This is a genomic window from Rhodohalobacter barkolensis (assembly GCF_002834295.1).
Taxonomy (GTDB): Bacteria; Bacteroidota; Rhodothermia; order Balneolales; family Balneolaceae; genus Rhodohalobacter; species Rhodohalobacter barkolensis.
The window spans coordinates 388736-412127 of sequence record NZ_PISP01000003.1; the positions used below are offsets into that span (position 1 = coordinate 388736).

General features: G+C 40.5%; 18 protein-coding genes. 8 read left to right on the top strand and 10 right to left on the bottom strand.

Features of this window, described 5'->3' with window-relative positions:
- Nucleotides 1-147 precede the first annotated feature (147 nt).
- From CWD77_RS11640 to CWD77_RS11680, 9 genes are all read right to left on the bottom strand, one after another.
- The gene (locus CWD77_RS11640) at nt 148-1206 is read right to left on the bottom strand and encodes an ATP-grasp domain-containing protein (RefSeq protein ID WP_101073737.1); all 1059 of its coding nucleotides are present in this window, start codon (nt 1204-1206) and stop codon (nt 148-150) included.
- Nucleotides 1203-2357, bottom strand: a complete 1155-nt coding sequence (locus tag CWD77_RS11645; protein WP_101073738.1) for a CapA family protein — start codon at nt 2355-2357, stop codon at nt 1203-1205. Before CWD77_RS11645 ends, CWD77_RS11640 begins: the two co-directional genes overlap by 4 nt.
- 1032 nt (nt 2358-3389) lie before the next feature.
- Nucleotides 3390-4514, bottom strand: a complete 1125-nt coding sequence (locus tag CWD77_RS11650) for a polysaccharide deacetylase family protein (RefSeq protein WP_101073739.1) — start codon at nt 4512-4514, stop codon at nt 3390-3392.
- Nucleotides 4515-4560: 46 nt separating this feature from the next.
- The gene (locus CWD77_RS11655; protein ID WP_101073740.1) at nt 4561-5736 is read right to left on the bottom strand and encodes a glycosyltransferase; all 1176 of its coding nucleotides are present in this window, start codon (nt 5734-5736) and stop codon (nt 4561-4563) included.
- A gap of 261 nt (nt 5737-5997) precedes the next feature.
- Nucleotides 5998-7335 (bottom strand): EpsG family protein, encoded by a 1338-nt coding sequence (locus tag CWD77_RS11660; protein ID WP_101073741.1) that lies wholly within the window; start codon nt 7333-7335, stop codon nt 5998-6000.
- Entirely contained in the window at nt 7332-8273 is a 942-nt protein-coding gene (locus tag CWD77_RS11665; protein WP_133120224.1) for a hypothetical protein, read from the bottom strand. Before CWD77_RS11665 ends, CWD77_RS11660 begins: the two co-directional genes overlap by 4 nt.
- A 131-nt stretch (nt 8274-8404) precedes the next feature.
- Nucleotides 8405-9433, bottom strand: a complete 1029-nt coding sequence (locus CWD77_RS11670; RefSeq protein WP_101073743.1) for a hypothetical protein — start codon at nt 9431-9433, stop codon at nt 8405-8407.
- Entirely contained in the window at nt 9430-10851 is a 1422-nt protein-coding gene (locus CWD77_RS11675; protein ID WP_101073744.1) for a hypothetical protein, read from the bottom strand. Before CWD77_RS11675 ends, CWD77_RS11670 begins: the two co-directional genes overlap by 4 nt.
- 182 nt (nt 10852-11033) lie before the next feature.
- Nucleotides 11034-12830, bottom strand: a complete 1797-nt coding sequence (locus tag CWD77_RS11680; RefSeq protein WP_101073745.1) for an ABC transporter ATP-binding protein — start codon at nt 12828-12830, stop codon at nt 11034-11036.
- A gap of 1050 nt (nt 12831-13880) precedes the next feature.
- Here CWD77_RS11680 and CWD77_RS11685 point away from each other — a divergent pair.
- The 8 genes from CWD77_RS11685 (at nt 13881) to CWD77_RS11720 (ending at nt 22157) form a co-directional block, all read left to right on the top strand.
- Entirely contained in the window at nt 13881-14780 is a 900-nt protein-coding gene (locus CWD77_RS11685; protein ID WP_101073746.1) for a glycosyltransferase, read from the top strand.
- 261 nt (nt 14781-15041) lie between these two features.
- On the top strand, nt 15042-16601 hold the full coding sequence (locus CWD77_RS11690; protein ID WP_101073747.1) for a putative nucleotide-diphospho-sugar transferase: 1560 nt from the start codon (nt 15042-15044) through the stop codon (nt 16599-16601).
- Between the two features lie 77 nt (nt 16602-16678).
- A complete protein-coding gene (gene kdsB, locus CWD77_RS11695) occupies nt 16679-17443 on the top strand; it encodes a 3-deoxy-manno-octulosonate cytidylyltransferase (protein ID WP_101073748.1) in 765 nt (254 codons plus the stop codon).
- Complete coding sequence (kdsA, locus tag CWD77_RS11700; protein WP_101073749.1) at nt 17440-18237, top strand: 3-deoxy-8-phosphooctulonate synthase; 798 nt, start codon at nt 17440-17442, stop codon at nt 18235-18237. The genes kdsB and kdsA overlap by 4 nt, the downstream gene beginning before the upstream one ends.
- The gene (locus CWD77_RS11705; protein WP_101073750.1) at nt 18234-18719 is read left to right on the top strand and encodes a KdsC family phosphatase; all 486 of its coding nucleotides are present in this window, start codon (nt 18234-18236) and stop codon (nt 18717-18719) included. The genes kdsA and CWD77_RS11705 overlap by 4 nt, the downstream gene beginning before the upstream one ends.
- A gap of 90 nt (nt 18720-18809) precedes the next feature.
- Nucleotides 18810-19748, top strand: a complete 939-nt coding sequence (locus CWD77_RS11710; RefSeq protein WP_206018005.1) for a KpsF/GutQ family sugar-phosphate isomerase — start codon at nt 18810-18812, stop codon at nt 19746-19748.
- Between the two features lie 206 nt (nt 19749-19954).
- Entirely contained in the window at nt 19955-21145 is a 1191-nt protein-coding gene (locus tag CWD77_RS11715) for a hypothetical protein (RefSeq protein ID WP_101073752.1), read from the top strand.
- A 148-nt stretch (nt 21146-21293) separates the two neighbouring features.
- Nucleotides 21294-22157 carry an ATP-grasp fold amidoligase family protein gene (locus CWD77_RS11720; protein WP_101073753.1) on the top strand — a complete coding sequence of 288 codons (864 nt, stop codon included), beginning with the start codon at nt 21294-21296 and terminating at the stop codon, nt 22155-22157.
- 123 nt (nt 22158-22280) lie between these two features.
- On the opposite strand, the gene CWD77_RS11725 is transcribed toward CWD77_RS11720, so the two are convergent.
- Complete coding sequence (locus CWD77_RS11725) at nt 22281-23372, bottom strand: glycosyltransferase (protein ID WP_101073754.1); 1092 nt, start codon at nt 23370-23372, stop codon at nt 22281-22283.
- Nucleotides 23373-23392 lie beyond the last annotated feature (20 nt).

Here is a 23392-nt window from a genome sequence, read left to right on the forward strand (position 1 = left end):
CCTTGTACCTCTTTAGTCTCTCGTATTTATGACACATATCAATTGTACTGAATTTTACTTATTTCTAACCTGTAATATCAACACATTTGTAACTTTCACACCGGAGCCCCCAAAGATATTTGTTTTTTTAAATAGCATGCTTCATGCTCAATTTTTGTGAATCTGATAATCCAGATTCTGTTGCTTTCTATCTTTTTCAAATTTCTTATTCATCATCATATCCACCATCCAGTCCTGCTCGTGAAACTTGCCTTCTATCCAGTTCATATTTTCATCCCAATACCCGGTACAATCCTCTGTCATATCACAAAATCCATAGCTGAGTTCTGCAATGAGGTATTCGCCGTCACGCTGCACATAGTCAAAAGCAACGGCCTGAAGGTTTAACCTTTTTGCTAATTGCTGTGAAATTTCCACAACTTCGTCAGAAAAATATTTTTTTTCATACCGTTTAAATCCACTTCCCGACGCGCGAAAATCTCCGACTCTCACATCTCTTCGCACCGCGAAGGCTTTTCCATCAACAACATTAATTCTTGTATCATGATTGTTATCGGGAATAAAGTCCTGAAAATAGACGTAACCTTTTTCCGGGCCTACAATCTTTGAGAATTCAGTTGTATAGCCAAGGCGAATAATTCCTTTGATCACATTTTTTATACCGGTTTTACCATGGCGAAATAGACGAAAGCGCTCTCTTAAATTTGTAGGTGCATCGTATTGACTAAAACCTGAACCGAATGCACGTCTTACAAGTTGCCTTGCCTGACGTTTGTCTTTTACCAAACGTACATGATCGGATCCTGATCCCCTTCTCAGTTTAAATACCTTGGGAAAAGTGGTCTCTTCCACCCACTTCATCGCCTTCTCTTTTTCATAAAATACATACGTTGGCACAAGAGGGGCATCTACTGCTTCAAGAAGATATTTTTGCCCTACTTTATCATCAAAGTGCCAACACGTATGGAAATCAGGAAATACTTTTTTACCGGCTGTTTCTAAAGAGTACATCAACTGCTTCGCGAAAATTGCATCTTTGGAATTTGCCTGGTGGAAATGCCACATCAGTGCATCACAGTCTTCAAGCTGTTGAACAATATCAGAATCGTAACAGTTTACGATTTTATATGGAATACCGATCTTTTCACAGTATTCAATCCATCGCTTGCTAAAACTTTCTTTTCTTGGATGAATAGCTATTTTCATGGTGTAAGTGTTTTAATTAATACGTCCCTGTGTGACTCACAGCGTGTTAAGTTCAGCAGCAGCCTCTTTTTCTTATCCGAGAGCATCGAGGGAGCCAGGTTCCTATTCCTCATTGCATGAAGTAAACGGTTTGAGTGCGGCTCTAAAAAGCCGCTGTACATACGGTATGACCTTTCGCAGTAATTTTTAAATTCAGCCTCCAGCCTGCCATCATCGCTGATAATATTGTTTAAGCGTTCCATTTTATTAAAAAATGCATCCTTTTCATCCTGGTTCATCTTTCTCAAACCGGGTGTGCTGTAATTCTGAATGTAGGGGTGATACCTGACTTCAAGCTTATTTTGAGAAACCAATAGCTCGGCGATCAACCCTTCATGCCAGGAAGATACCGTTGAACGATCCCTTTCAGGCTGATCAAACAAAAAATTACCCAGGCTATAACAAATGGGCACACCGTTGTATTCTTCATAACCACTCGGGCAATGCGTATGGTGAGAGATTACGGCCGAAGCACCTGCATCCGCAAAAAAGCGATAGGTTTTTTTCATGCGGGGGCTCGGCAGCTCGTAGTGTTCGTGTCCTCCGTGTACAATCACAATTACATGGTCCGCATCTTTCCGACATTCCCGGATAGAATAGTAATTTTGTACGGGGTCCATTCCATACCCCCCGGCCTGATCGTTTCGTGTAGTACCAAATTCATTTTCTGCAATATTGAGAATCGCTATTTTTAAGCCGCTTATTTCACAAAAATAAGGCTTAGATGCTTCTTCAAAGCTACCTCCCGCGCCCACAGTTGCCAGACCGTTTGCTTTGCACTCTTTTATCGTTGAGTAAAGCCCCTCCTCCCCATAATCCATAATATGATTATTGGAAAGGGTTACCAGATCAAAGCCGGCCTTTTTCAAAACCGGCATTGCGTTGGCAGGGCTTTTCAGGCTGGGGCCGGTTTTCGGGATTGGGGTTCCATCATTTATTACCGGTGATTCCAGGTTGGAAATGGCCAGGTCGCTTGTTTTTATCAGGTCAGCATACTCGCCAAACAGTGAGTTCACATTACCTTTACGAGCAAGCTCTGTTACTCTTCCGCCCCCAAGATGAGTATCCCCTGTAATTACTATTCTTACTACATCTTTCTTTTGCTCACCCATAACCGGTTACCCTCACGAATCGCTAACTTTATCTGTCCGAATCAACTTACTACCTGCCATTTGCTCAAGCTGTTTTATTCTTGAATTAAACGATAACTGAATAGATGCTGATTTACAACTATACCGGCATCAATTAACAAATTCTAAACCAAGGTTACGAACAGGAGGCATCCATGGGTATTTTGTTATGCAAAATCGCGTAACCTGTATTTGTCATATCAAATCAACGAATGGGTTCCCCCTCTTTGCTCGCAGAGAGGAGGCAGGGCCTGCCTGCAGAAGCTTTAGTGCAGGCAGGGGTGAGTCCGAAGCTTCTGCGCAGATTTGGGTGACTCCGGTCCACAGTTAGGAGTAAACCGAAGATCGGAGTCGAAGGGTCACCTTTCACGGTACAGAGGAACAACCCCTCGTATGTACTCATTGCTTTTTCATCACACTGCGCCTCGGGGTCCGATTACGCAACCATCTAACCCCGCACTGCGCACCGAAAAAGCACGTTGCTTGTACGGGGCTAATCATATTAAGCCCCCGCCGGGGCTTTTTATTACGCGATATCGAGTAACCCAAATTTTTTACATCCTAACCAACAAAGGAGTCTTACCTCTTTGCTCGCAGAGAGGGGGACAGGGGGTGAGTCCGAATTGTACCGGCGTTAACCTGAATGTTGAATTGATCCAATCCCGATACGTCGGTTTTTCTTATCTAAAAAGATCCTTTGTCACGTTGAGCCACTAATTTGCCCAAAAAGCGGGCAACACTGTTGAGGATGTGACAATCCGAAAGTCCCCTCTTGAGAGGGGATTTAGGGGTGTGTTCGAGCAGGCAAAAACGTTGATTTAAGCCAATTATCACATCTTTCACTGGTAGGAAGGCCTATGCCGTTCAGGCCGTAGTCCAACCTACGCTAAAGCTTCGGGTGGCAGGCGAGACATCTCTTTTTTATTGGATTCAATCACCCCCTCTCGTATTAAACATATCTTAACCAACAATGGAGTTCTCCCTCTCTAATCATAGAGAGGGGACAGGGGTGAGTTATAACGACTCATCCATCAACTCCCCCAACCTGTCAGAAGTCATAAACTCTACATCCGGCCATTTTTCGACAGTTTTACGAAGGAGTATATCTAATAATTTTAAATTTTTATCCCGGGTTTTCGGATCAATATAACCGATATAATTTACTCTGTGAGATTCGATTATGGCAGGTTTCTTCCATAAAAAAGCAGTGCTGATTTGCTCCAAACATCGTGCAACATTGTCAATATCGGGGTCAAGAGTAGGCTCAAACCGGCAGTTTCGTACTAAATAAAACTGGTTCAGCTCATTTTTTTCTCCCATATAGTGACGAATAAGCTTATTGCCTTCAGTTCCAATATCAGGTGAGCGCTGTGCGGTACTCCCTTGCAAATATTTTACGCCGCCCTCCGCGTATACCTGCTCCAGCTCTTTATTCCACGTGTAGTTAGGGGCAATAGCAGTTTTAGATGAATAGCCGAAAATTGACTCAAACAGCTGTAGCCCTTCCCGGATCGACTGTGCCGTAAACGTACGATCGCCCTCTATATCCCACTCATAGGCGGCAAGAAAGCTTTTGCGAGTTTCAGTCGATGCGGAACCACATACCGCATATATTCTCTCATCAAAAAGCCGGGCTGTTTCCGAAGTTCTATTTTGAAGCCCTTTCATCCAGCGGCTAACGTGCAGATGCTCTCTTCCGTGGAATTGTGGATGGAAAAGGCCCTCTTCCATTCCCTTTTTCCATAGTCCAAATGCATTTGTATGTGACGGATACTCTGCCAGTGTATCGGTAAAAGGCTCATAATAATATTGCTGAAAACCGTCTGCCTCAATTCTCTTAAAATCCGGATTGGCAACAATTGTATTTGCGGTAAGTACCGGCGAACCCTTTTCTCTTACACCCCTCAAAGTATTAAATAGTGCCTCCAGATCTTCTTCAGACGCCATTGCGTCATTTCTAAGCATGGGGTCATTTTCAGTCTTAATCCCCCAGTCACTTAATTTATGTAGCAACGAAGCTTTCGGAAGACGAATTGCCCCCCAATCATCCGATTCTATAACGATAATTTTACGATCAGTTCTCCAGCCTCTGCTATTCGTTAAGTGATCACGGGCAATTTTTTTAATTTTTTTTAGCATCAGACTTTATATCCGTTTTTCTATTCAATTGGTTGGTCTTTTTACTTTACACATCAGCTAAATGACCAAAGAGCTCTTCCCACTGTTCACCCACTTTATCGATCGTAAAACGAGCCGCATTTACTAAAGCCGCACTCTGTGCTTTCATGCGCTCTTTCTCGTTTGTAGCAAGCGCAACTGCACTATCAGCCATCTCATCTACCCTGTAAGGATCTGTTAAAAACGCGTCTGTTCCATCGTTTACTATCCAGCTTAGTGCATCATAACTCTTGTAAGCCAAAACCGGGCACCCATAGCTCTGGGCCTCCAAAATCGTATTTGGAAACCCCTCATAGGCAGACGGCATCATAAAGATGGATGCTTTTTTGTAGTACGATTCCGGTTTTTGAAAACCCTTCAGTGTAATCCTGTCGATCTTCTGTTGACTGATCTGTTCTTTCATTTCAGCCATGTAGGGACCATCTCCTACCACAACAAATTTCCAGCCGAGTAGCCGGTCTTTACATGCTTTCCAAAACGGAAGAAGCAGATCCGACCTTTTTTGATCATCGTTTAGCCGACCCACATGTAAAATGATCTTCTCTTTTTCACCGGGTTCATCCTGTACTTCGGGTATGCTGTTCGGAATGGCCAGTACTTTTTCCTGCATAAAGTCCCCTACGAAGTACTTCAACTCTTTATTATTGGGAGGGGAAAGCAGAATATAGCGGTCGTGGTTGCTCAAAATATGTTTCAGCGATTTCCGGTGAAGGTATTTATGACGTTCTAAAGCCATTTTTCTGCCGACAGGATTATTGAAAAGCTTGAACAGTGAATCCGGCAACATCTCCTGCATGGTTTTCTCCAGATTATTGACAACACTGAAAAGTGAGTTTCGAAGACAGCCCAGCAGGATAAAATCATGCGTTTTTTTGAGTTTGCCCAGCCGTTCCGTGATCGGGTAGTCGTAGGGCATCTGATTAATCACAAAGTCAGGGTTAAAGCTGACACACACCTCTTCCAGGTAGTTTAGGTTTTCTCTGTTCGAACATCCACCGGGTTGCCGGCTGTGAAAGAGTTCTCCATATTGACACTCTGTATGCCCACCCACCGAAAAGGAGTAATAGGCTACTTCGTGTCCTTGATTAGTGAAATAATTGCCCAGCTTAAAGGTTGTTCGCTGCACCCCACCCGCATTCGGGTCAAATGCAGGAGTTAAAACAAAAACGATTCTATATTTCATATCTGAAAAATTAATGAGTTTGCACCCTTCAAAAAGAATGTTTCAAAATTTGAAACTCTTTAAAATTTTAAAAGAACTAATTTCTTTAACATAATCCTTACACCATTTACCATTTACCATTTACCATTTACCATTTACCATTTACCATTTACCATTTACCATTTACCATTTACCATTTACCATTTACCATTTAAATCTGCTTGTTTTTGTTGTAAACAGTCAATTCTGGACACTTTAGTGTACTGCTAATTTCATGAACCGCTACAATTCTAATATCGTCCGGATAAACTCCTTCATGGAAATCGGATCATCTCCAATGAACGGGTAAAGCAAGGGGCTGACTAAAACCCGAAAATCTGCATAGTCGCCGATTCGACTGAATTGTGTAAACAGGAAAAGAAGTATCGCCGGCAGGAACAGGTATACCAACCAATAGAGTTTTTTATTTTCAATTTTATTTGAACTGAAAAAACGAACCAGGTATGCCAGGGCAAACAGCCCAAAGTAGATATGGGACCTGCCGCTCAAGGCCGGAATCGCCGTCATAAAATTTGAAAAGGAGAGAATAAGTAAAGCGGTTCCCGCCAATCCGTTTTGTAACTGATCGTGGTTTTTATCTTTCAGATACCCACCCAAAAACAGAACCCCAAAAAAGATTCCTGTTATTGCCCATTCTCCGGCTTCTCGATAGTACTGAGCATGAAAACTTTTATTCGTTTCGAACGTTCCCGGCGGGCCATCCTCCCAATTTTCTCCGGTGTAAATTTCAGCTCTACTTTCAGTTAACTCAGTTGAGGTTAAGATTGGATCAAGCTGCGCCAAGCCTAAAGTTCCAACGAATGATACAGCCAATATTCCCAGATATAGGTATTTTCGATCTTTTAGGAATACATAGACAAAAAAGCATGGTGCAATTGCGAAATACATAAAGTGAAATAATGGTGTCATTGCCACTAATACTAAGTAGCTTGCTTTGCCGGTTCTCAAGTAAGAATAAGCACCGAAAAAAAACACCATCCCTCCCGTGTAGTTCCGGGGAGCATTAATTCCAATAACACTAATCCATGAAATAAAAAATATAAATAGTAGTAAACTGACTAAATCCCACTCTTCTTTTCTTTCTTTGTAGACCATCCAGGCATTTTTTACATAGAAGAATCCAAAAATTGAGGCCAGACTGAACATGACCCATTTCCCCTGTTCAGTGATCATCGAAATAGAATAGAGCAGAAAATGCTGATACGCATCATTGGCAATATTATCATCTCCCTTGAGTGTTATTAACATTTCAGTCTCGTATAAGAATTGACTGAACGACATCACCAGGTATCTATCCTGAAAATTTTCAATAATTGAATGCGAATCCATTCCCGGATTTATAATCCATGAGTAACCCAAAACCCCGAAAAAAAGAATCATTATGAGTTTCGCCCCTCTTTGTCTGAAGCTGAACATCCCCGAGATCAAAGCCAGCACCGGACTAATCATAAAAAGTATCAGGAAATATGGAAAGAGTGTGCGGTCTTTCACAAACCCATCATACGTATTGCTACAGTACAGATTCCCGACTTCGGTAATATGTTCAGTAATCTCTCTCATGAAGGGTAATTATTGTAAAACCTGGAAGCTGTCCACTTTCGCCTGACTTTATTTAATCCTCTATCCCAAATATCCCCTATTCTGGAGGTTAGCTTTTGAGCGTCCCAATAAACTGTCATCCCCTCCGCTATGGCCTCCAGCTGTTTTTCAGAGAGAGCTACAAAAGGTTCTTTATTCTTAGGTGTGTCAACTGCTTGTATCGTCAGTTTTTCACTCTCTCTCATTTTAGCATTTAACGCCTGCAACAACAACTCGTAATCTCGCCACCTTTCCGCAATCAAAGATGTATACTCCTCTTTAAGCCCTCTCTCACTCTCTTTCTCTTCGGTTTTTACAGTCAAAAGAGATTCTCTCAGGAAATCTTCACACCCGGGACACTTCTTTTTTATTGACTGCAGTACACGTATTTCATTCAGCTGCAGTGAAGCATTAACCCGATCATCCCGGGGAATTTCAGGAGTCTCTGTTTCCAACCAATCCACAAACGAAGATCGCACCATATAGATTGAATCCCGATCATATTTTCTGCATGACCATTGAACCCGTGAGTCATCGGAATATTTGAGAAAGGCCTGAATCAAACCATAAATTTCATACTCTTTTTGCAACCATTCTTTAAAATCAGGGTGATCCCCATATTTAGCCCGATGTTTATAGGTGGAGAGAGCATGAGAAACAGGGTCTCTGAAATAAATCAGGGCGTGTATGCCCCCGAAACCGACAGTATCTGCCGCACTACACAATTTTTCAAATGAATCTTTCTCTGCAAACCGATTAAATAATAGTTCACTTGAATAGAGAACAGCCGTCAAGTTCATTTTTCTTGCATCCGCTAAATCCCGTGAAAACAATTCAGCCACTGACGTCTCTTTTTCGCTCAGTTTTCTGGAAAGATGAATACCGTTCCCGGCCGTAATTCTCCCTTCATACATATCCATTTCTTTCTCAGATTTTGGGTAGTGTATACTCCTACTCTTCAGCAGATCTCTATTCCTGACAAACATAGTTTGCAAAAAAGAACTTCCTGTTTTATAAATTCCGCAATGTAAATAGAGTGTCGGTTTCATAGTTAATCAATTTCCAAATTATTTAATTTATAATCTTTTATATCACGGTTTTCTGTCAGTTGTGCCAAATCGTTAGACAAGTGCTCCGTCTTTACAAGCCTTTTGAGAAGCTGTTCCTGCGCTTCCAGATCTATATGTGAAAATAATTCACTTCGGCTTCTCAGTTGATCAAATGAATGTGCTATGTTGGGAAGATACTCCTCATACACATTATCATTGTAATCTATTCCATCAAATTCCGGAGAAAAATAGATCACACGGTTTTTAAAAAAGATACTATCGGTCATAGCCGTTGACACATCCGTGATCACTACATCATACTTTTGAGACCGCACCAGCCGATACAGATGAAAGTCATCCCCTTCCGTTTTGATGCATCCCTCCGTGAGAATCGGTTTAGTCTCCCGAGACTGCAAATAGTGCTCTTTGATTGTAACTTCAAAATCCAGATGCAATAAGTTTTCAATAAGCTTATTAAGTATTTCCAGCCGATGGCCTTTCGTCAATGACGGCACCAATAAAATTCTGTCTCCCGGATTCTCAGAATATTCAATACATTTTCTGTTATATTGATTATAAACCGGATTACCGAAAGAAATACAGCGAAATTCTTTTTTCGGATTATTCTTAAGAAACATTTTCCTGAAATAGTCGCTCCACACCAGCATAATATTGCATTTAATATATTTTTCCTGGATATCTCGCATTATACCGCCGTAATAGATCCCGTGCTGAACTACAATAAACTGTCTCTGATGATCATTAGCCCAAACCAGGTAGAGCGATTCAAGTTTATCCAGCCAGTTAAAACTTATTATCCAAACAGGTTTCACAAGTGACAAAAACAGGTACATCAACCGGTATCTAAGTTTATTTTGCTTTCCCACAATGCCCATAGATTTCCATATAAAACCGGGATCAAAAAAAATATATCTGTTTTGATTATCCTCAATGATGGGAATCGTATTTCTGTGGCGATGAACAAATACGATCTGCTTTCCGGTAATTTTTTTTACCAACCAATTGATCATCTCACAATAGTTTCTTTGAATTGGTCTGAATTTGTAAATGTTTGCTTATAGGCCTGATATTCCCGGCTTTGGGTAATCTCAGTCCACCAATTTTCCAGATTTACCTCATTGAGAAATTGCACGGCAGACTCCATGTCCCGGTGAAGAAGACCTCTTTTCAAAAAATGCTCATAAAATGGCGTCACGATTTCAGTCGGCTGATCATTATCTAACAAACCAATTACCGGATGATCGCAGTATATACACTCCAGAAAATTGGTTGAGGGAACCCGCATCTGCAGCACAATACGACTTTTCGATACCTGCCTGGCAATAGAGCTGCCGTCCGGAGCTACAACTACACGAGCGTCGGATATGAAACTAAACTGGTCTGAGGCGGATACACGGCTATTCACCGGGCGCGGCCTAGCCAGAATTTTTTTATACTTTACCGAATCTAATTCATCCAAAAGATAGCCGGTATTTCTTATAAACCGATTCTTATTACGCTCATCCATAGCAGCGTAACAGAGCATCAGGTCATAAGTTGGCTCTTCGGCATTTTGCGGAAGTTTTTGTCTGAATACTTCCAGCCTGTAGGCACTCCATGGTTCATCAATAGGATGTTCTTTGTAGCCCCAGGTTCTAAACTGATCGCCGGTAGAGTGTTCAAAATATCCCCGGTATTTATGAACCACCTCTCCATAGTAACAGCCGTGCTGGTACCATACCAGCTTAGCCCCCTCCTCACTGTATTTTGCAATCATCATCGTTTCAGAAAGGGAATCGGTCAAATGTACATGGAACGTTTTCCTCTCTGGTTCATATAGCTCCACACTATTGTACAACTTGTTAAAGTTCTCTATATAAATTTTTGGGATACGACGGATAATATTTCTAAGGAACTGACTTGTATATTTTTCGGCAATCTTATTCAGAATTTCTCTTTTTTTACTATCCCCGTTTCCAAAAATAAATGGATAGCTGCGTGCGAATATTGCTGCATTATTATTGACTTCCGGTACAGGTAGTCCATTAAATCCTATGTATATCTCACTTTTTTTCTGTAGTAAACGATTTATCTCTGCTTTAACCTTCCTCGTTTTTAGAGACCTGATTAAATGACCTCCCAAATTTCTTATTTTCTCTTTAAAGGTTGGGTAGTTCGAAAAGTTCACAACGGCGTACCACTCCGGATTACCTGTCCAGTTTGTATCTCTTAAATTATCTTTTCGCAGTACTTCAGCCAGCAGATGATCTTCAACAATGAGCTTCCAGAATCGAAGAGACGCGTTCATACCGTGCACCTCATTTAACACCAGTTGCAACTCAGTAAACAGTAGCTCGCTGAACTCCATCCGTTCGGCCGTAAATGATCCTAAATCAGATTCTTCTCTGACTAAATAATCAATTCGTTGTATTCTCTCTGCTCTGTTCACTATTGACGTTATTGGTTTACGGTTTTTGGTTACCGGTTGTCCGGTTCACGCCCGAAAGGTCATTTATTCAAATGAAATATTATTGACATAAAGAAGATTGTGCCACCAACTAAAAACTTAACATTCATAACTAAAAACTCCTATCAGACTCTAATTCCCTTATTAACTAATATTCATTTCAACTACTCAACCAGCGCCATTTTTCTAAACTCCTTATTTTTCTCCACTAGCTCCCCATAACTTCCCTCATCCACAATTTTTCCATCCTTCATTAGATAGAGCCTATCGCAATTTTCAACCGTAGTCAGCCTGTGGGCAATCATGATAATTGTACGTTCCCCCTTCAGGGTTTCAATAGCCCGGGTAATCTCTTTCTCCGTTATATTGTCCAGCGCGGAGGTCGCTTCATCCATCACCAGTACCTGCGGATTGTGATAGAGCGCCCTTGCAATACCCACACGTTGTCGCTGGCCACCCGATATTCGGGTTCCGTTTTCTCCGATCATCGTGTCCAGACCATTCGGCAGGCGACTCACCATTTCGCTAAGTGATGCAGACTCAATGGCCTCCATTACTTTTTTATCATCGATCTCGTCATCCTGTACACCAAAAGCGATATTATTTCGAAGCGTTTCATCTGCCAGATATATGGATTGTGGGATATACCCAACATTGATCTGCCAGGCAGAAAGTTTTTCATGAATATTCCTTCCATCCACCATTATTTCTCCGCCAGTCGGTTCCAGCAGTCCAAGCAAAAGATCCACAATGGTGGTTTTTCCCGCACCGGACTCACCTACAAATGCGACCGCCTTTCCCCGCGGAATTTCAAAAGACACTTTGCTTAGCGCTAATTCATCACTTCCCGGATAGCTATAGCTTACACTATCTGCTTTAATCTGCTTTTCAAGAGTCATCTTTTTACCGCTCTTTCGGTCTTCAAGAAACTGCTTTCTATATTCGGCAAGCTTTGTCAAATCATCATAGATCGGATCAATCGCTACAAGATTATATCGAACCGCAGTATACATTGAACTAAGCTGCTGGATAGCAGGCATTAATCTTACGGTTGCCATTGCAAAAAGCGTGAGGATTGGGATTATTGTACTCATCGCCCGGCCCTGCCAAACCATCAGCGCAGAAATCATCATCATTCCGAGAACCGCTGTTGTTTCCACTACCGGCTTTGGAATTTGCTGAATATATCGAATCCAGGCAAGTAACCTTGTGCTGTCGTACACTTCTGTTCTGAATTTTTCTATAAAATACTGTTCCCGATTCAGTACCCGTGCATCTTTTATGCCACCCAGCCCCTGGTTGATCGCCTGGATCATTTTTCTACGATGACCCTGCTCCTGCTCTCCATAGGCCTTCATTTTTTTCTGTGTCAGAAACAGAAAGCTGCCGGCACCAATCCCTGAAAAAAGCATTACCACCATGGTTATTAAGGGCTCCATGGTAAACAGGAACAGCAGAATGGAGACAGCCATCAACCCTTCCCGGCTCATTTTCAGAAGGTTTGTCATGATGTGATTGACAATGATGTTCACTTCACTCGTCAGATTCCGCAGTAGTTCAGAGGTATTTATGCCCAGATGAAAGGTATACGGAGCTTGCATATAGGAGCTCATTAACCGATGACTGATCATATACCGCCGATTAAAGATAAACCTTGCTTCTACATAGTTGAAGAAGACGATATATATACTCTTGAGTATGAAAATTCCCACCAGTGCCACTGAACCCCATATTAGCAGATCCCGGTCCGTTGTAATATCAAGGGCAGACCATAGAAACTGTAAAGGCTCATAACCCAACACCTGTTCCGGAGAGGCCACAATGGATACAAACGCCGGAATCATACCAATCCCAATCACCTCAAGGCCGGCAGCAACCAACATCATCACAAACAGAATCGCAACTTTAAACGGGTCTCCCTTGGGCAGTATGTAGAACAGCTTTTTAATTAAGTTCAGCAAAATAGTCCTTTAAATACCTGTTTTTGAGAGCACTTACATGCACTAATTTTATCCGTCTCTCAAGGTAAGACCTGAAAACCTTATAATTCAATTTAAATTTCTTAATTGTGGTGCCTTGCAAATAATTGGTTTCTAATTATTGTCATAAATTATTGTAATGAATTTTTTCTGATGATATTGACAAATGGTCATAAAAATTTTGGCTAGGCCTCTGAGATCAATCTATACTGCATTTCCTCATGGCAAAAAACACCATCCTGACGGAAAATCCACCTGCTAGATAATGATTCTGTATGGGAGCATATAGACGGCATCGATCTTTCCGAAGACGATCATCATAAAATTCGATTACTTCACATTTCCGATCTGATCTGCACCAAATTACTGATCAGTTATGGAGGCGTAGGGCTGTCCCAACCTGCTTTTGCTTGCAGCCGCTGGAGGAGAGGCTACCAATCTATATGGACGCCGGTCTGTTTATGCTTCACCGGCCCGGGCGCGTCCGCATTATTTCCAACTGTTTCATTGCATCTGGGCCAGGCAATCCATTATTGGTCAAATTTTATAGGGAGCTCTGCAGCTACTGGAATGATCATAGCTCCCGAAACCTGGGCCAGTTTCGAAGACCGGCAGCGGAAGTTTGGCTGAGACGGAATGTTAACCGCAACCAAGACTGACCGATGAAAAGCAATCCCCCCTTATATAAACTGACCTGGAAACTGAAAAACCAAACTATTACTAAAGGCAACATACTAGATTACTTGATATATTCAGAGGACTGAATAATTTATCCATACCTTAATACAAAATTATCTGATCTCACATCTAGCAGGAGTGTTTCCTTCCGCTATAATTAGAATGTACTATTTTTGTTATTGCGTCTTTGATGTCTAATTTTTTGTCTTAAAAATGGCCCTTTGTAAAATGATATGAATTCTCATGTGCCTACTCCTTAGATATCATTTTATTTGATATCAATTTTTTCCTGCATGCTTAAAATTTGTGTCAGTGTTCCAATAGCATTTATAATTAATAAAAAAATGACCTTGAATGAAAAAACTTATCAAGAAATTTTACTCCCACTTTAGAAAGCATCGTGAATCTGATCTATTAAATCATGTTACTAAAAGAACAAAAGATGTTGTTACACAAGAACTTTTAAAGCAAAAGTTTTTGTGTAACAGTGAAAAACTTCTCAACAATGATTCGCGTAAACAGAAATTGGTTGTATCATTGACTACCTTTGGCGGAAGGATAAAATCAGCTTATCTACCAATTGAAAGTATTGGTCAACAGTCATTTAAACCGGATGAGATAGTACTCTGGTTGGATCAGACCAAATTCAGCAACGAAAACTTGCCCCTATCTTTGAAACGATTGATGAGAAGGGGGTTGAAAGTTAAATATTGCCAGGATCTCGGCCCACACACTAAATTGATACATGCACTAAAAGATTATCCTGATGATCTTATTGTTACAATTGATGACGATCATATCTACCCTATGGATATGCTTGAAAACCTCATAATGACTCACAAAAAACATCCACGAACTATATGTTGTAATGTGGCACGAAGAATTACGAAAAATGATAACGATGATTACAGTCCATACACCAAGTGGGACAAGTTGCACTCGAAAGAATATTGTTCTAATGAATTGCTGCCACTTGGTGTAAACGGAGTTTTGTACTTTCCGGGGTGTTTTGATTCAGAAGTGTTTAATTTCAAAAATATAAAAATTTTAGCACCTAAAGCAGATGATATTTGGTTTAAAGCAATGCACCACAAAAACAATGTGAGTTGTATTATCACAGGCGCTTACCCTGTTATTAGAAGTCAGTTTACACAACTGGAATCTGAGCGTATTGATCCTTTGGCTCAATACAATATGTCAAAAAATGTGAAGCAACTGAAAGATGTTTTTGACTACTACGGGTTGACTATATAAAAAATGTTTTGCTTGTTTTTTTGCTAGTAAATGCATTATTAAACTTCATCAGTTAAGGTAGTTCAGTCAGCTGAGTGGTTTTTTACAATACATTAATTTATGTTCCTATTTAAGCTTTACAACACTGGCTACATGCCAGATATATTAGCGTTAATAATATGTAAAATCATGTATAGATGCAGGTTGAATCAAAATACTAACACAATTTTATAATTATATAACCGAGCTATAATTTGGCAAAAGCCTCAAATACGATATTAAATGTTAAAAATCATAAAAAGAATCACTGGTAGAGCTAAAAAAGAATTAACAAAAATTACTAAGTACTTGCGGTTTCACGGGTATCATAATCTCCAAGTACTCAGAAAGACTCTTAGAAAAGGCCATAAATCTGACCACATCATCATATGCGGGCCTGATTTAAGAGGTTCGTCCATTCTGCATGACGTCATCAGAAATTGTACTTCAAGTATAAACTTCAGCAGTAAAAAAAATATTTCAGCTCTTGATACGCAAAGTCTTTTCAAGAAAAGCATTCTAACCTATGAACCCACAGATCTTTTTTCTGTAAATGAAATAGATGATCTGTTAAGTAAGTTTAGGAACCTTAAGTTTATTGTAATAATCAGAGACCCAAGAAGCTTACTAACTGAAGTTCATCCAGATATCCCATGGCAGTATTTTCAGTCTTGGGATTATGGTTTTTATATAGAGCCCAATCAGAGTTTTACAAGACCCGGAGTAGGGAAAGCTTTTAATGAGATAGAAAGGCTTAAAGAAGCTGGTAAATTTCAATTTAAGATTATTCGCTATGAAGATTTTTTAGAAAAACCTGACGATATACAGGATGAAATCTCCGAATTTGCCGATATTGAATTTTCAAAATCTTTTTCAGATTGCTTAACAAATACAGACAAATTCGACAACACTAATTTTGGCTTCATACAGAAAAAAACAGATCAAATATCTAAAGCATGGAAAAGCACAGAACATGCCGAACGATTAAACAGATTATCTAAGTTGTTCCCCGATATTCTTGAGTATATAAAAAAACACAATTACCCAATAGATGAAAAAGTAAACGATCAAGTACGTACAGATACAAACATAAATAATGGGACTTTAGTCGCTATGCACACTCCCGACAAAGTTTATACTAACGAAGCAAAACGAATGAGGGCATCTCTTGATCGGCTTGGTATTAAACATTCTGTTGATGAGCTACCGGGTGTAGACAAAATTGCGGGAGTTGAAGATCCTGAAAACTACCCTGATTGGTTTATCCAAAAACTTGCCAGATATTATAAACCAACATGGCTGAGGAAAAAACGGCAACAAATACGAGGAGCGCTTCTCTATTGCGATGTAGATGCTTTTATCCATAAAAATCCATGGGAATACTTACACCTTTATGAGGGAGATATGGCAGTTTTTTCCCGACGAAATGGTGATATAAACTCTGGTACAATCTGGATTAATGATACCGAAGGAGCGAAAGATTTTTTAAAATTATGGGAAAAAAAATGCCTTGAAAAGCGTGCGGAAATTTTTAAATCCTGGCCAAATGTTAAACCATCTCCAAGTGACCAGGTCATTCTTACAGAAATTGTAATTGAAAACAATAATTTGGCTAGGTATAAAATTCAAAGATTACCACCATCCATGCTTCACATTTTTCCCTTTGATGGTAGTTTTAATGAAGACATCTATATTGAACATTTACAAGCGAGTAGGGTCGCAAAATCTAAAGTATCTCAGGGTACCCGTTTATTAAAGAAAGAGCGCGATCGTCGTATTATAGAGTTAGAAGATCTATTTTAAATTTCTAATTTTTTTTCTAATCAATAAATATGCGCCTGTATAAACCCAAAAAAATCACAAATGTATTTCTGTTTTAAATGAACTTATTTCATATAACTGCTATAATTCCCGCCCGATATCAATCATCACGCCTGCCCTATAAAATCCTTCATAAACTTGACGGGAAATCGATGCTTCAATGGGTGCATGAACGTGCGTCTCAATCAGAAGGAATAGATGAAGTAGTCATAGCGACAGACCATGAGCTGATCCAGGAAGAAGCTGAGCGATTTGGTGCAACCGCAATGATGACCTCTGCAGACCATCAAAGCGGCACAGACAGAATTGCTGAAGCTGCAGAAAAATTTCCCGATGCGGATGTATTCGTAAATGTACAGGGCGATCAGCCATTCTTAGAATCATCTATGATTGAAAAACTCATTGAACCTTATCGACTGGGGTTAGAGCCGGACATGGCAACACTGGCCTGCCCGCTTGACCAGCAGGAGATCGGCAACCCAAACACGGTGAAGGTTGCCGTGAACCGGAAGAATATTGCGATGTTTTTTACGCGCTCCCCCATCCCATATTTTAGAAATCAAGTTGAAGACCTGCCTGTCTACCAGCATGTGGGCCTCTACGCGTACAGCGCTGCTGCGCTACAGAAAATAAGCAGACTAAACGCATCCAAATTGGAACTTGCCGAAGGACTTGAACAGATGCGGGCTTTGGAGGAGGGTCTATCCATTTATGTTTCAACCTATGATAAAATGGTACCGGAAATCAATACCTTGGAAGATCTTGAAAAGGCACAAGAGATGGGATTAATCGATAACTATACACTATATAATAAAGAAGAATGAGTACACAGAGTAACAACCTCTACAATCAAATAGAGAGTAAAACAACCTTTATACTGGGGCCATGCGTCATCGAAAGCATCGAGTTGCTGCATACCGTAGCAAAGCAGGTAAATAAGCTTCAAGATGAAACAGACGCCGTCTTCATTTTTAAATCCTCTTTCGACAAAGCGAACCGAACGGCCGTGACTTCATTTCGCGGACCGGGTCTTGAAAAAGGCCTTGAGATGCTGGCGGAGGTCAAAGAAGAATACGGCCTTTACATTACGACTGACATTCATGAACCGTACCAAGCAGAAAAGGCGGGTCAAGTAGCAGATATCCTTCAGATTCCGGCATTTCTGTGCCGGCAAACGGACCTGCTGCTCGCGGCTGCAGAGACCGGAAAAATCGTGAATATCAAAAAAGCACAGTTTCTCTCCGGAGAAGATATGCTCTATCCGCTTGAAAAAGTGAAGAGCACCGGAAATAACCGGGTGATGCTGACTGAACGGGGAAATATGCACGGGTACAACAACCTGGTGGTAGATTTCCGAAATATCCCTGACATGATAGAGTATGGCGTACCCGTAGTAATGGATTGTACCCACAGCGTACAGCGTCCCGGGGGGCTGGGTGGCAAAACCGGTGGAAACAGAGAATTTGTTCCATATATGGCAAAAGCTGCCAAAGCGTTCGGAGCAAATGCATTTTTTATAGAGACCCATCCCAATCCTGAAATAGCCAAATCGGACGGGCCGAACATGCTCTTTCTTGATAAGCTTGAACCCTTGATTAAAGAGTTGGTCAAATCATGACGATACAAGAGAAATGCAGGGAAATTTCCCTACTGCTCACCGACGTAGACGGTGTTCTTACGGATGGCAAGCTCTACTACTCCCATGAGGGGGAAGCAATGAAGGCCTTCAATATTAAGGATGGGATGGGTGTTAAGCTATTGCAAAAGTCCGGAATAACAGTTGGAATCGTTACGGGGCGAAAAAGTGATATGGTTACCATACGAGCCTCGGAGTTGGGGATTGAAATCGTGCATCAGGGTATAAAAGATAAGGAGAAGACCGTTACGGAAATTATCCACCTTCTTGATATCTCCCCTGCACAAACCGCGTATATCGGCGATGATGTGAATGATCTGCCGGCGTTCAGCATTGCAGGTCTATCCGCCTGCCCGGCTGATGCAGCCGCAAAAATAAGGGATATTGCGGATTATGTATGTGAAAGCAAAGGAGGAAGCGGGGCTCTCAGGGAATTTGCAGAATTAATTTTAAACTCAAGATAATGAATAACCTCGAGACAGAGCTAACAGGATGTCAAATAAAAACTCAGGAGCCATTAAATGCAAAAAAGTAATACTAATAACATACAAGACATGAAGGTTTCAGCTATAAACACTTTAACAATAGAAGCTGACGCTATTACAAGCCTGATTGACCGATTGGATCAGAGTTTTAATGATGCTGTCTCTTTTATCTTTCAGTCAAAAGGTCGCCTTATTATCACGGGCATGGGGAAATCGGGAGTGATCGGGATGAAGCTGACGGCTACTTTTTCAAGTACAGGCACGCCATCCTTTTTCCTCCATCCCGCAGAAGCCATTCACGGTGATCTGGGAATGCTGCAGCCCGATGATGTTGTACTGGCTCTTTCCTACTCAGGTGAGACAGACGAACTACTGAAAATCGTTCCTTTTTTAAAAGATTACTCATCCGGCCTGGTGGCCATGACCGGGAATGCAAACTCCACACTGGCACGAGCCGCTAATCTTCACATTGACGTAAAAGTGGCTAAAGAGGCGTGCCCTAACAATCTTGCACCCACAGCCTCAACCACTGCTACGCTTGCCATGGGTGATGCCCTGGCTATAGCCGTTATGGAATTGCGAAACTTTAAACCTGAACAGTTTGCCAGGTATCACCCCGGTGGATCATTGGGCCGAAAACTTCTCACAAAAGTTGCCGATATCATGCATTCCAAGAATTTACCTATCGTATCTGCCGATACTCCAATCAAAGAGGTGGTTCAGGCCATGTCGAATGGCCGAATGGGTTTGGTTATTGTCAGGCAAAATGGTTCATCCCCAACTGGTATTATTACCGACGGAGATCTGCGCCGTGCCATGGAAAACAAAGAAGACCGGTTCTTTAGACTGAAGGCAGAGAATATCATGACATCCAATGCTAAAACCATTAAACCGGATATTAAACTAAGTGAAGCAGAACAGATGATGAACGAGCTTAAAATATCTGCCTTAATCGTGCAGGACAATAATGAAATTCATGGTGTTGTGCAGATTTTTGATATTCAGTAGAAATATAAAGAGTGTCCCCCTTTGAAGGGGGGGCAATAGGGGGTTGATTCATTTTGGATCAGAAACTAGTAATTGACAGTTCTAAACTTAGAAAGTCATCCCCCGGCTCACTCCGTTCGTTTCCCCTTCAAAGGGGGACTTTTATTTTTATCCGCCCCAGATGGTTGGGGAATTAAACTACTTATAATTAAAGAATTGCTGTTCCATTGAATACACGATTATTATCAATCATACAGAGTGAACGGGAACGCCGTAATGCACCCGCAGTATTGGCCATGAATAAACAAACAGGCCGGGAATCACCTTACGAGAAAACCGGCTTTGGCAAGTTTTGGGTTGTTTTAAGAGGTATGAGAAATGCTTTTCATTTGATTTCATATTTCAACTCATTAGAAGCAAAACAGATCATTTTTCCGAGAAAAGGTCATAAATATGACGAAGTAGAAAACGAACTTACTGCAGCAGGACTTAACTCAGATCAAATATCTAAGACCAGTGACCACTCTCCAACATTCGGAGCGCGGATAGTAGCCTTTATTACTGTTTTCAGAAGCTTCATTTCCGGTAATGCCTATTTTAATGGTGAGCATGCCTTGAAATATTTTGAAATATTGTTTGTTTACACCGCTTTATGTAAGTGGCTGCAAACCAAGCAACAGTCGTCTGCATGGATAATCATCGGAGATTTATCGCCAGATTTAATATGCCTATCCGCAGCCTGCAAGCATTCGGGACATACTGTCGTATATTGGCAGTATTCTATGTTAGATTTTAAGCATCTACCGGTTGAGGCAGATGTTGCCGTCATTCTGAACAGTGCCGGTATACGATTGTCAAAAATACACAAGGATAAACGATATTATTGGAGAGATATCGGTGAGGTTAAATCGGTTGATACAGAAAATATTCACCGTGGCCCGGCCGGTATCCTCCTAAACGTACACGCCCATGAAGGAGCCTGGAATACGATTATTAATATTCAAAAGGAAATCGGCCTTCCATGTGAAGTTCGGTTTCACCCAAATTCCAGATTGGTTATACCCGAACTACCGGAAGGAATTAGCATATCTGATAAAAGTGAACCCTTGGAGTCGTTCGCCGAAAGAATTTCATTAGCGGTTTGCGGAAATACACAGGCCCAGGCAAAATTAATTATGATGGGTGTTCCGGTTGTTCAGTTAAAAGGATTAGACCAGCTCTACTTTGACTTTCACGGGTATATTCAGCGGGATATCGTTCCCGGCATCAAAAAGCCGGAACACTTTGAAATGTCCAAAATAATTGAATTTTATCACTCTGAGAGATATAAAACAGGATTGTATAATCTTATAGGGCCAACCAATGAAGATCGTGTGCCTGGTTTGGAAGTGTTTGTTAATAGATTAAAGAATAAATGAATTTTTTTTTAAACCTTTTAATTCATACGCAGAGCCACCAAATTGGGACAGGTATATCGGACTCGCAACTGCAAATCTTGGCTGCTTAAAACAGATTTTGTAATAATGAAAACTGCATGTACACCAAATAGTATTAATTAGAATACTCATGAAACAGTATATCAAAAGAATAACAGAGGCTCTGAAGTGCAGGGTGTTGCCTCCCCGTCTATTTATAAGAAGTATCTATCGGAAGAGAACGGGTAAGAAGCTCAATCTTTCATCTCCTAAAACGTTCAGCGAAAAAATACAGTGGCTCAAATTATATTATAAAAATCCCCTGCTAACTCGGATGGCGGATAAAGCAGAGTCAAAAAAAATCGTTAAAGAGAGGGTGGGGCCTGAATATGTAATCCCATCCTTTAAAGTTTACAATCGTGCCGATGATATAAACCATAGTGAACTTCCGGAACAGTTTGCGCTGAAAGCTACACATGGTTCCGGATGGAATATTATTGAAACCAGCAAAGAGAGTATTTCAGAGAAGGAAATTCGGGACTATTTCAGATACTGGCTAAAAAAGAGCTACTATATTGGGTCAAAAGAGTGGGCCTACAAGCATATTCAGCCACGGGTTGTCTGTGAGGAGTTGATTTTTAATGCAGACGGAACCCTGCCCGAAGATTATAAATTCTTTTGTTTTAACGGCACACCCACTTACGTTCAGGTAGATCACGGGCGATTCGAAAAACATACCCGATCTTTTTATGATGCCGAATGGAACAAAATGCCTTTTTCAATTGGATATCCTTTAGAAGAAACGGTGGCTGAAAAACCGAGAAATTTAGAAAAAATGTTTGAAATAGCCGCAGTTTTATCTGAAGAATTACCTTTTCTGCGAGTGGATATGTATAACGTAAATGGGAAAATTTATATAGGCGAATTAACCTGCTACCCGGGGAATGGATTGGAGCGCTTCAGTGAAGAACGATGGGATCATATTCTGGGAGAAAAATTAAATCTTGATAAATAAAAGAGCGCACTAGAAACCTAAAAAATATTTTTAGAGCAGCAGACTAAAAAGTATACTATTAAGATCAATGCAATGTTCATACTCATACCTGAAATGATGCTCCACAATGTTTATCTAATTTAATCAGGCATACATTGATAAATTATTTATATGTTTTTCCGGTATTTCATTAGGCGCCGGATATCTATTAGTGCTGTTTCTACTGCAACTTTCTTTGAAAACAGATTTCAATATATCCCATTTCTGTACAATAAAGTACAGATAGTGAGATTTCTTCATCAGTCGAATCATTCTTATTTCTTTCTCCGTTAAACGTTCACTTTCCACTGCAAAATCAAACGCTTCATCATATATTGAACTTTTAACTGCAAGTTTACCCTTCTTCAGCTTCCCAGGAGCAATATACACCAATGCATTGTGATAATTTTTCAGCAACTTATAAAAATATATAGAATAGAGTCCAGAAGCTTGTTCAAGCAGATCCATTTTTACTAGAACTTCATAAATTCTGTTTAATGATCTTACTTTATCATGTAAATCTTTCGGTTTAGATTCGAGCGTAATTGCCCCCCTCCTTTTTCTGTAGTAACAATAGATCTCCGGTGTGTAAACAAATTTTTGAGCCTTTGAAAGAATTTCGGGGGTTATGTAGTGATCTTCATACTCCAGGCCTTCGGGAAACCTGATTTTATCAAATAGGCCACGTCTGTAAATCGCGTTCCAAACAACCATATCTATCTTACCATTCAGATAGGTCATCATCATGTCTTTTCCGGTTTCTATTACGGTAACTTTAGGCATGTCGATTCTAAATTTCTTAATTTTTTTGGTTTGATTTTCAAACATTAAATAACCACACTTTGCGATATCTGCATTATGCTTTGTTATTTGTTGATAAAGCTTTGAGATCATCTGCCTGTCAATGAAATCATCACTATCTAAAAAAATCACATATTTGCCCGAAGCTTCTTTCAGCCCGCGGTTTCTCGCTCCGGACCTGCCGCGATTTTTCTGATTTATCAATTTAAAATGGTCATTCGCATCCGTAAATTTTTTTGCAATTTCTCTACTACTATCCGTTGACCCGTCATTTACTAAAATGACCTCAAGGTTTTCATATTCCTGGTTCGCTACCGATAGAAGGCATTTTTCCAGATACTTTTCCACATTATAGATTGGTATTATTAAAGAGATCTTTTCACTTATTACCATCATATTATTTTTTTATTTTTAAA

Coding starts and splice junctions, on each gene's coding strand:
- CWD77_RS11650 (WP_101073739.1), bottom strand. CDS start 4,514: ATGCTAAAAAAAATTAAAAAAATTGCCCGTGATCACTTAACGAATAGC.
- kdsB (WP_101073748.1), top strand. CDS start 16,679: ATGAACTTATTTCATATAACTGCTATAATTCCCGCCCGATATCAATCA.
- CWD77_RS11670 (WP_101073743.1), bottom strand. CDS start 9,433: ATGATCAATTGGTTGGTAAAAAAAATTACCGGAAAGCAGATCGTATTT.
- CWD77_RS11690 (WP_101073747.1), top strand. CDS start 15,042: ATGTTAAAAATCATAAAAAGAATCACTGGTAGAGCTAAAAAAGAATTA.
- CWD77_RS11720 (WP_101073753.1), top strand. CDS start 21,294: ATGAAACAGTATATCAAAAGAATAACAGAGGCTCTGAAGTGCAGGGTG.
- CWD77_RS11640 (WP_101073737.1), bottom strand. CDS start 1,206: ATGAAAATAGCTATTCATCCAAGAAAAGAAAGTTTTAGCAAGCGATGG.
- CWD77_RS11660 (WP_101073741.1), bottom strand. CDS start 7,335: ATGAGAGAGATTACTGAACATATTACCGAAGTCGGGAATCTGTACTGT.
- CWD77_RS11685 (WP_101073746.1), top strand. CDS start 13,881: ATGAAAAAACTTATCAAGAAATTTTACTCCCACTTTAGAAAGCATCGT.
- CWD77_RS11725 (WP_101073754.1), bottom strand. CDS start 23,372: ATGATGGTAATAAGTGAAAAGATCTCTTTAATAATACCAATCTATAAT.
- CWD77_RS11655 (WP_101073740.1), bottom strand. CDS start 5,736: ATGAAATATAGAATCGTTTTTGTTTTAACTCCTGCATTTGACCCGAAT.
- CWD77_RS11665 (WP_133120224.1), bottom strand. CDS start 8,273: ATGGATATGTATGAAGGGAGAATTACGGCCGGGAACGGTATTCATCTT.
- CWD77_RS11710 (WP_206018005.1), top strand. CDS start 18,810: ATGAAGGTTTCAGCTATAAACACTTTAACAATAGAAGCTGACGCTATT.
- kdsA (WP_101073749.1), top strand. CDS start 17,440: ATGAGTACACAGAGTAACAACCTCTACAATCAAATAGAGAGTAAAACA.
- CWD77_RS11645 (WP_101073738.1), bottom strand. CDS start 2,357: ATGGGTGAGCAAAAGAAAGATGTAGTAAGAATAGTAATTACAGGGGAT.
- CWD77_RS11705 (WP_101073750.1), top strand. CDS start 18,234: ATGACGATACAAGAGAAATGCAGGGAAATTTCCCTACTGCTCACCGAC.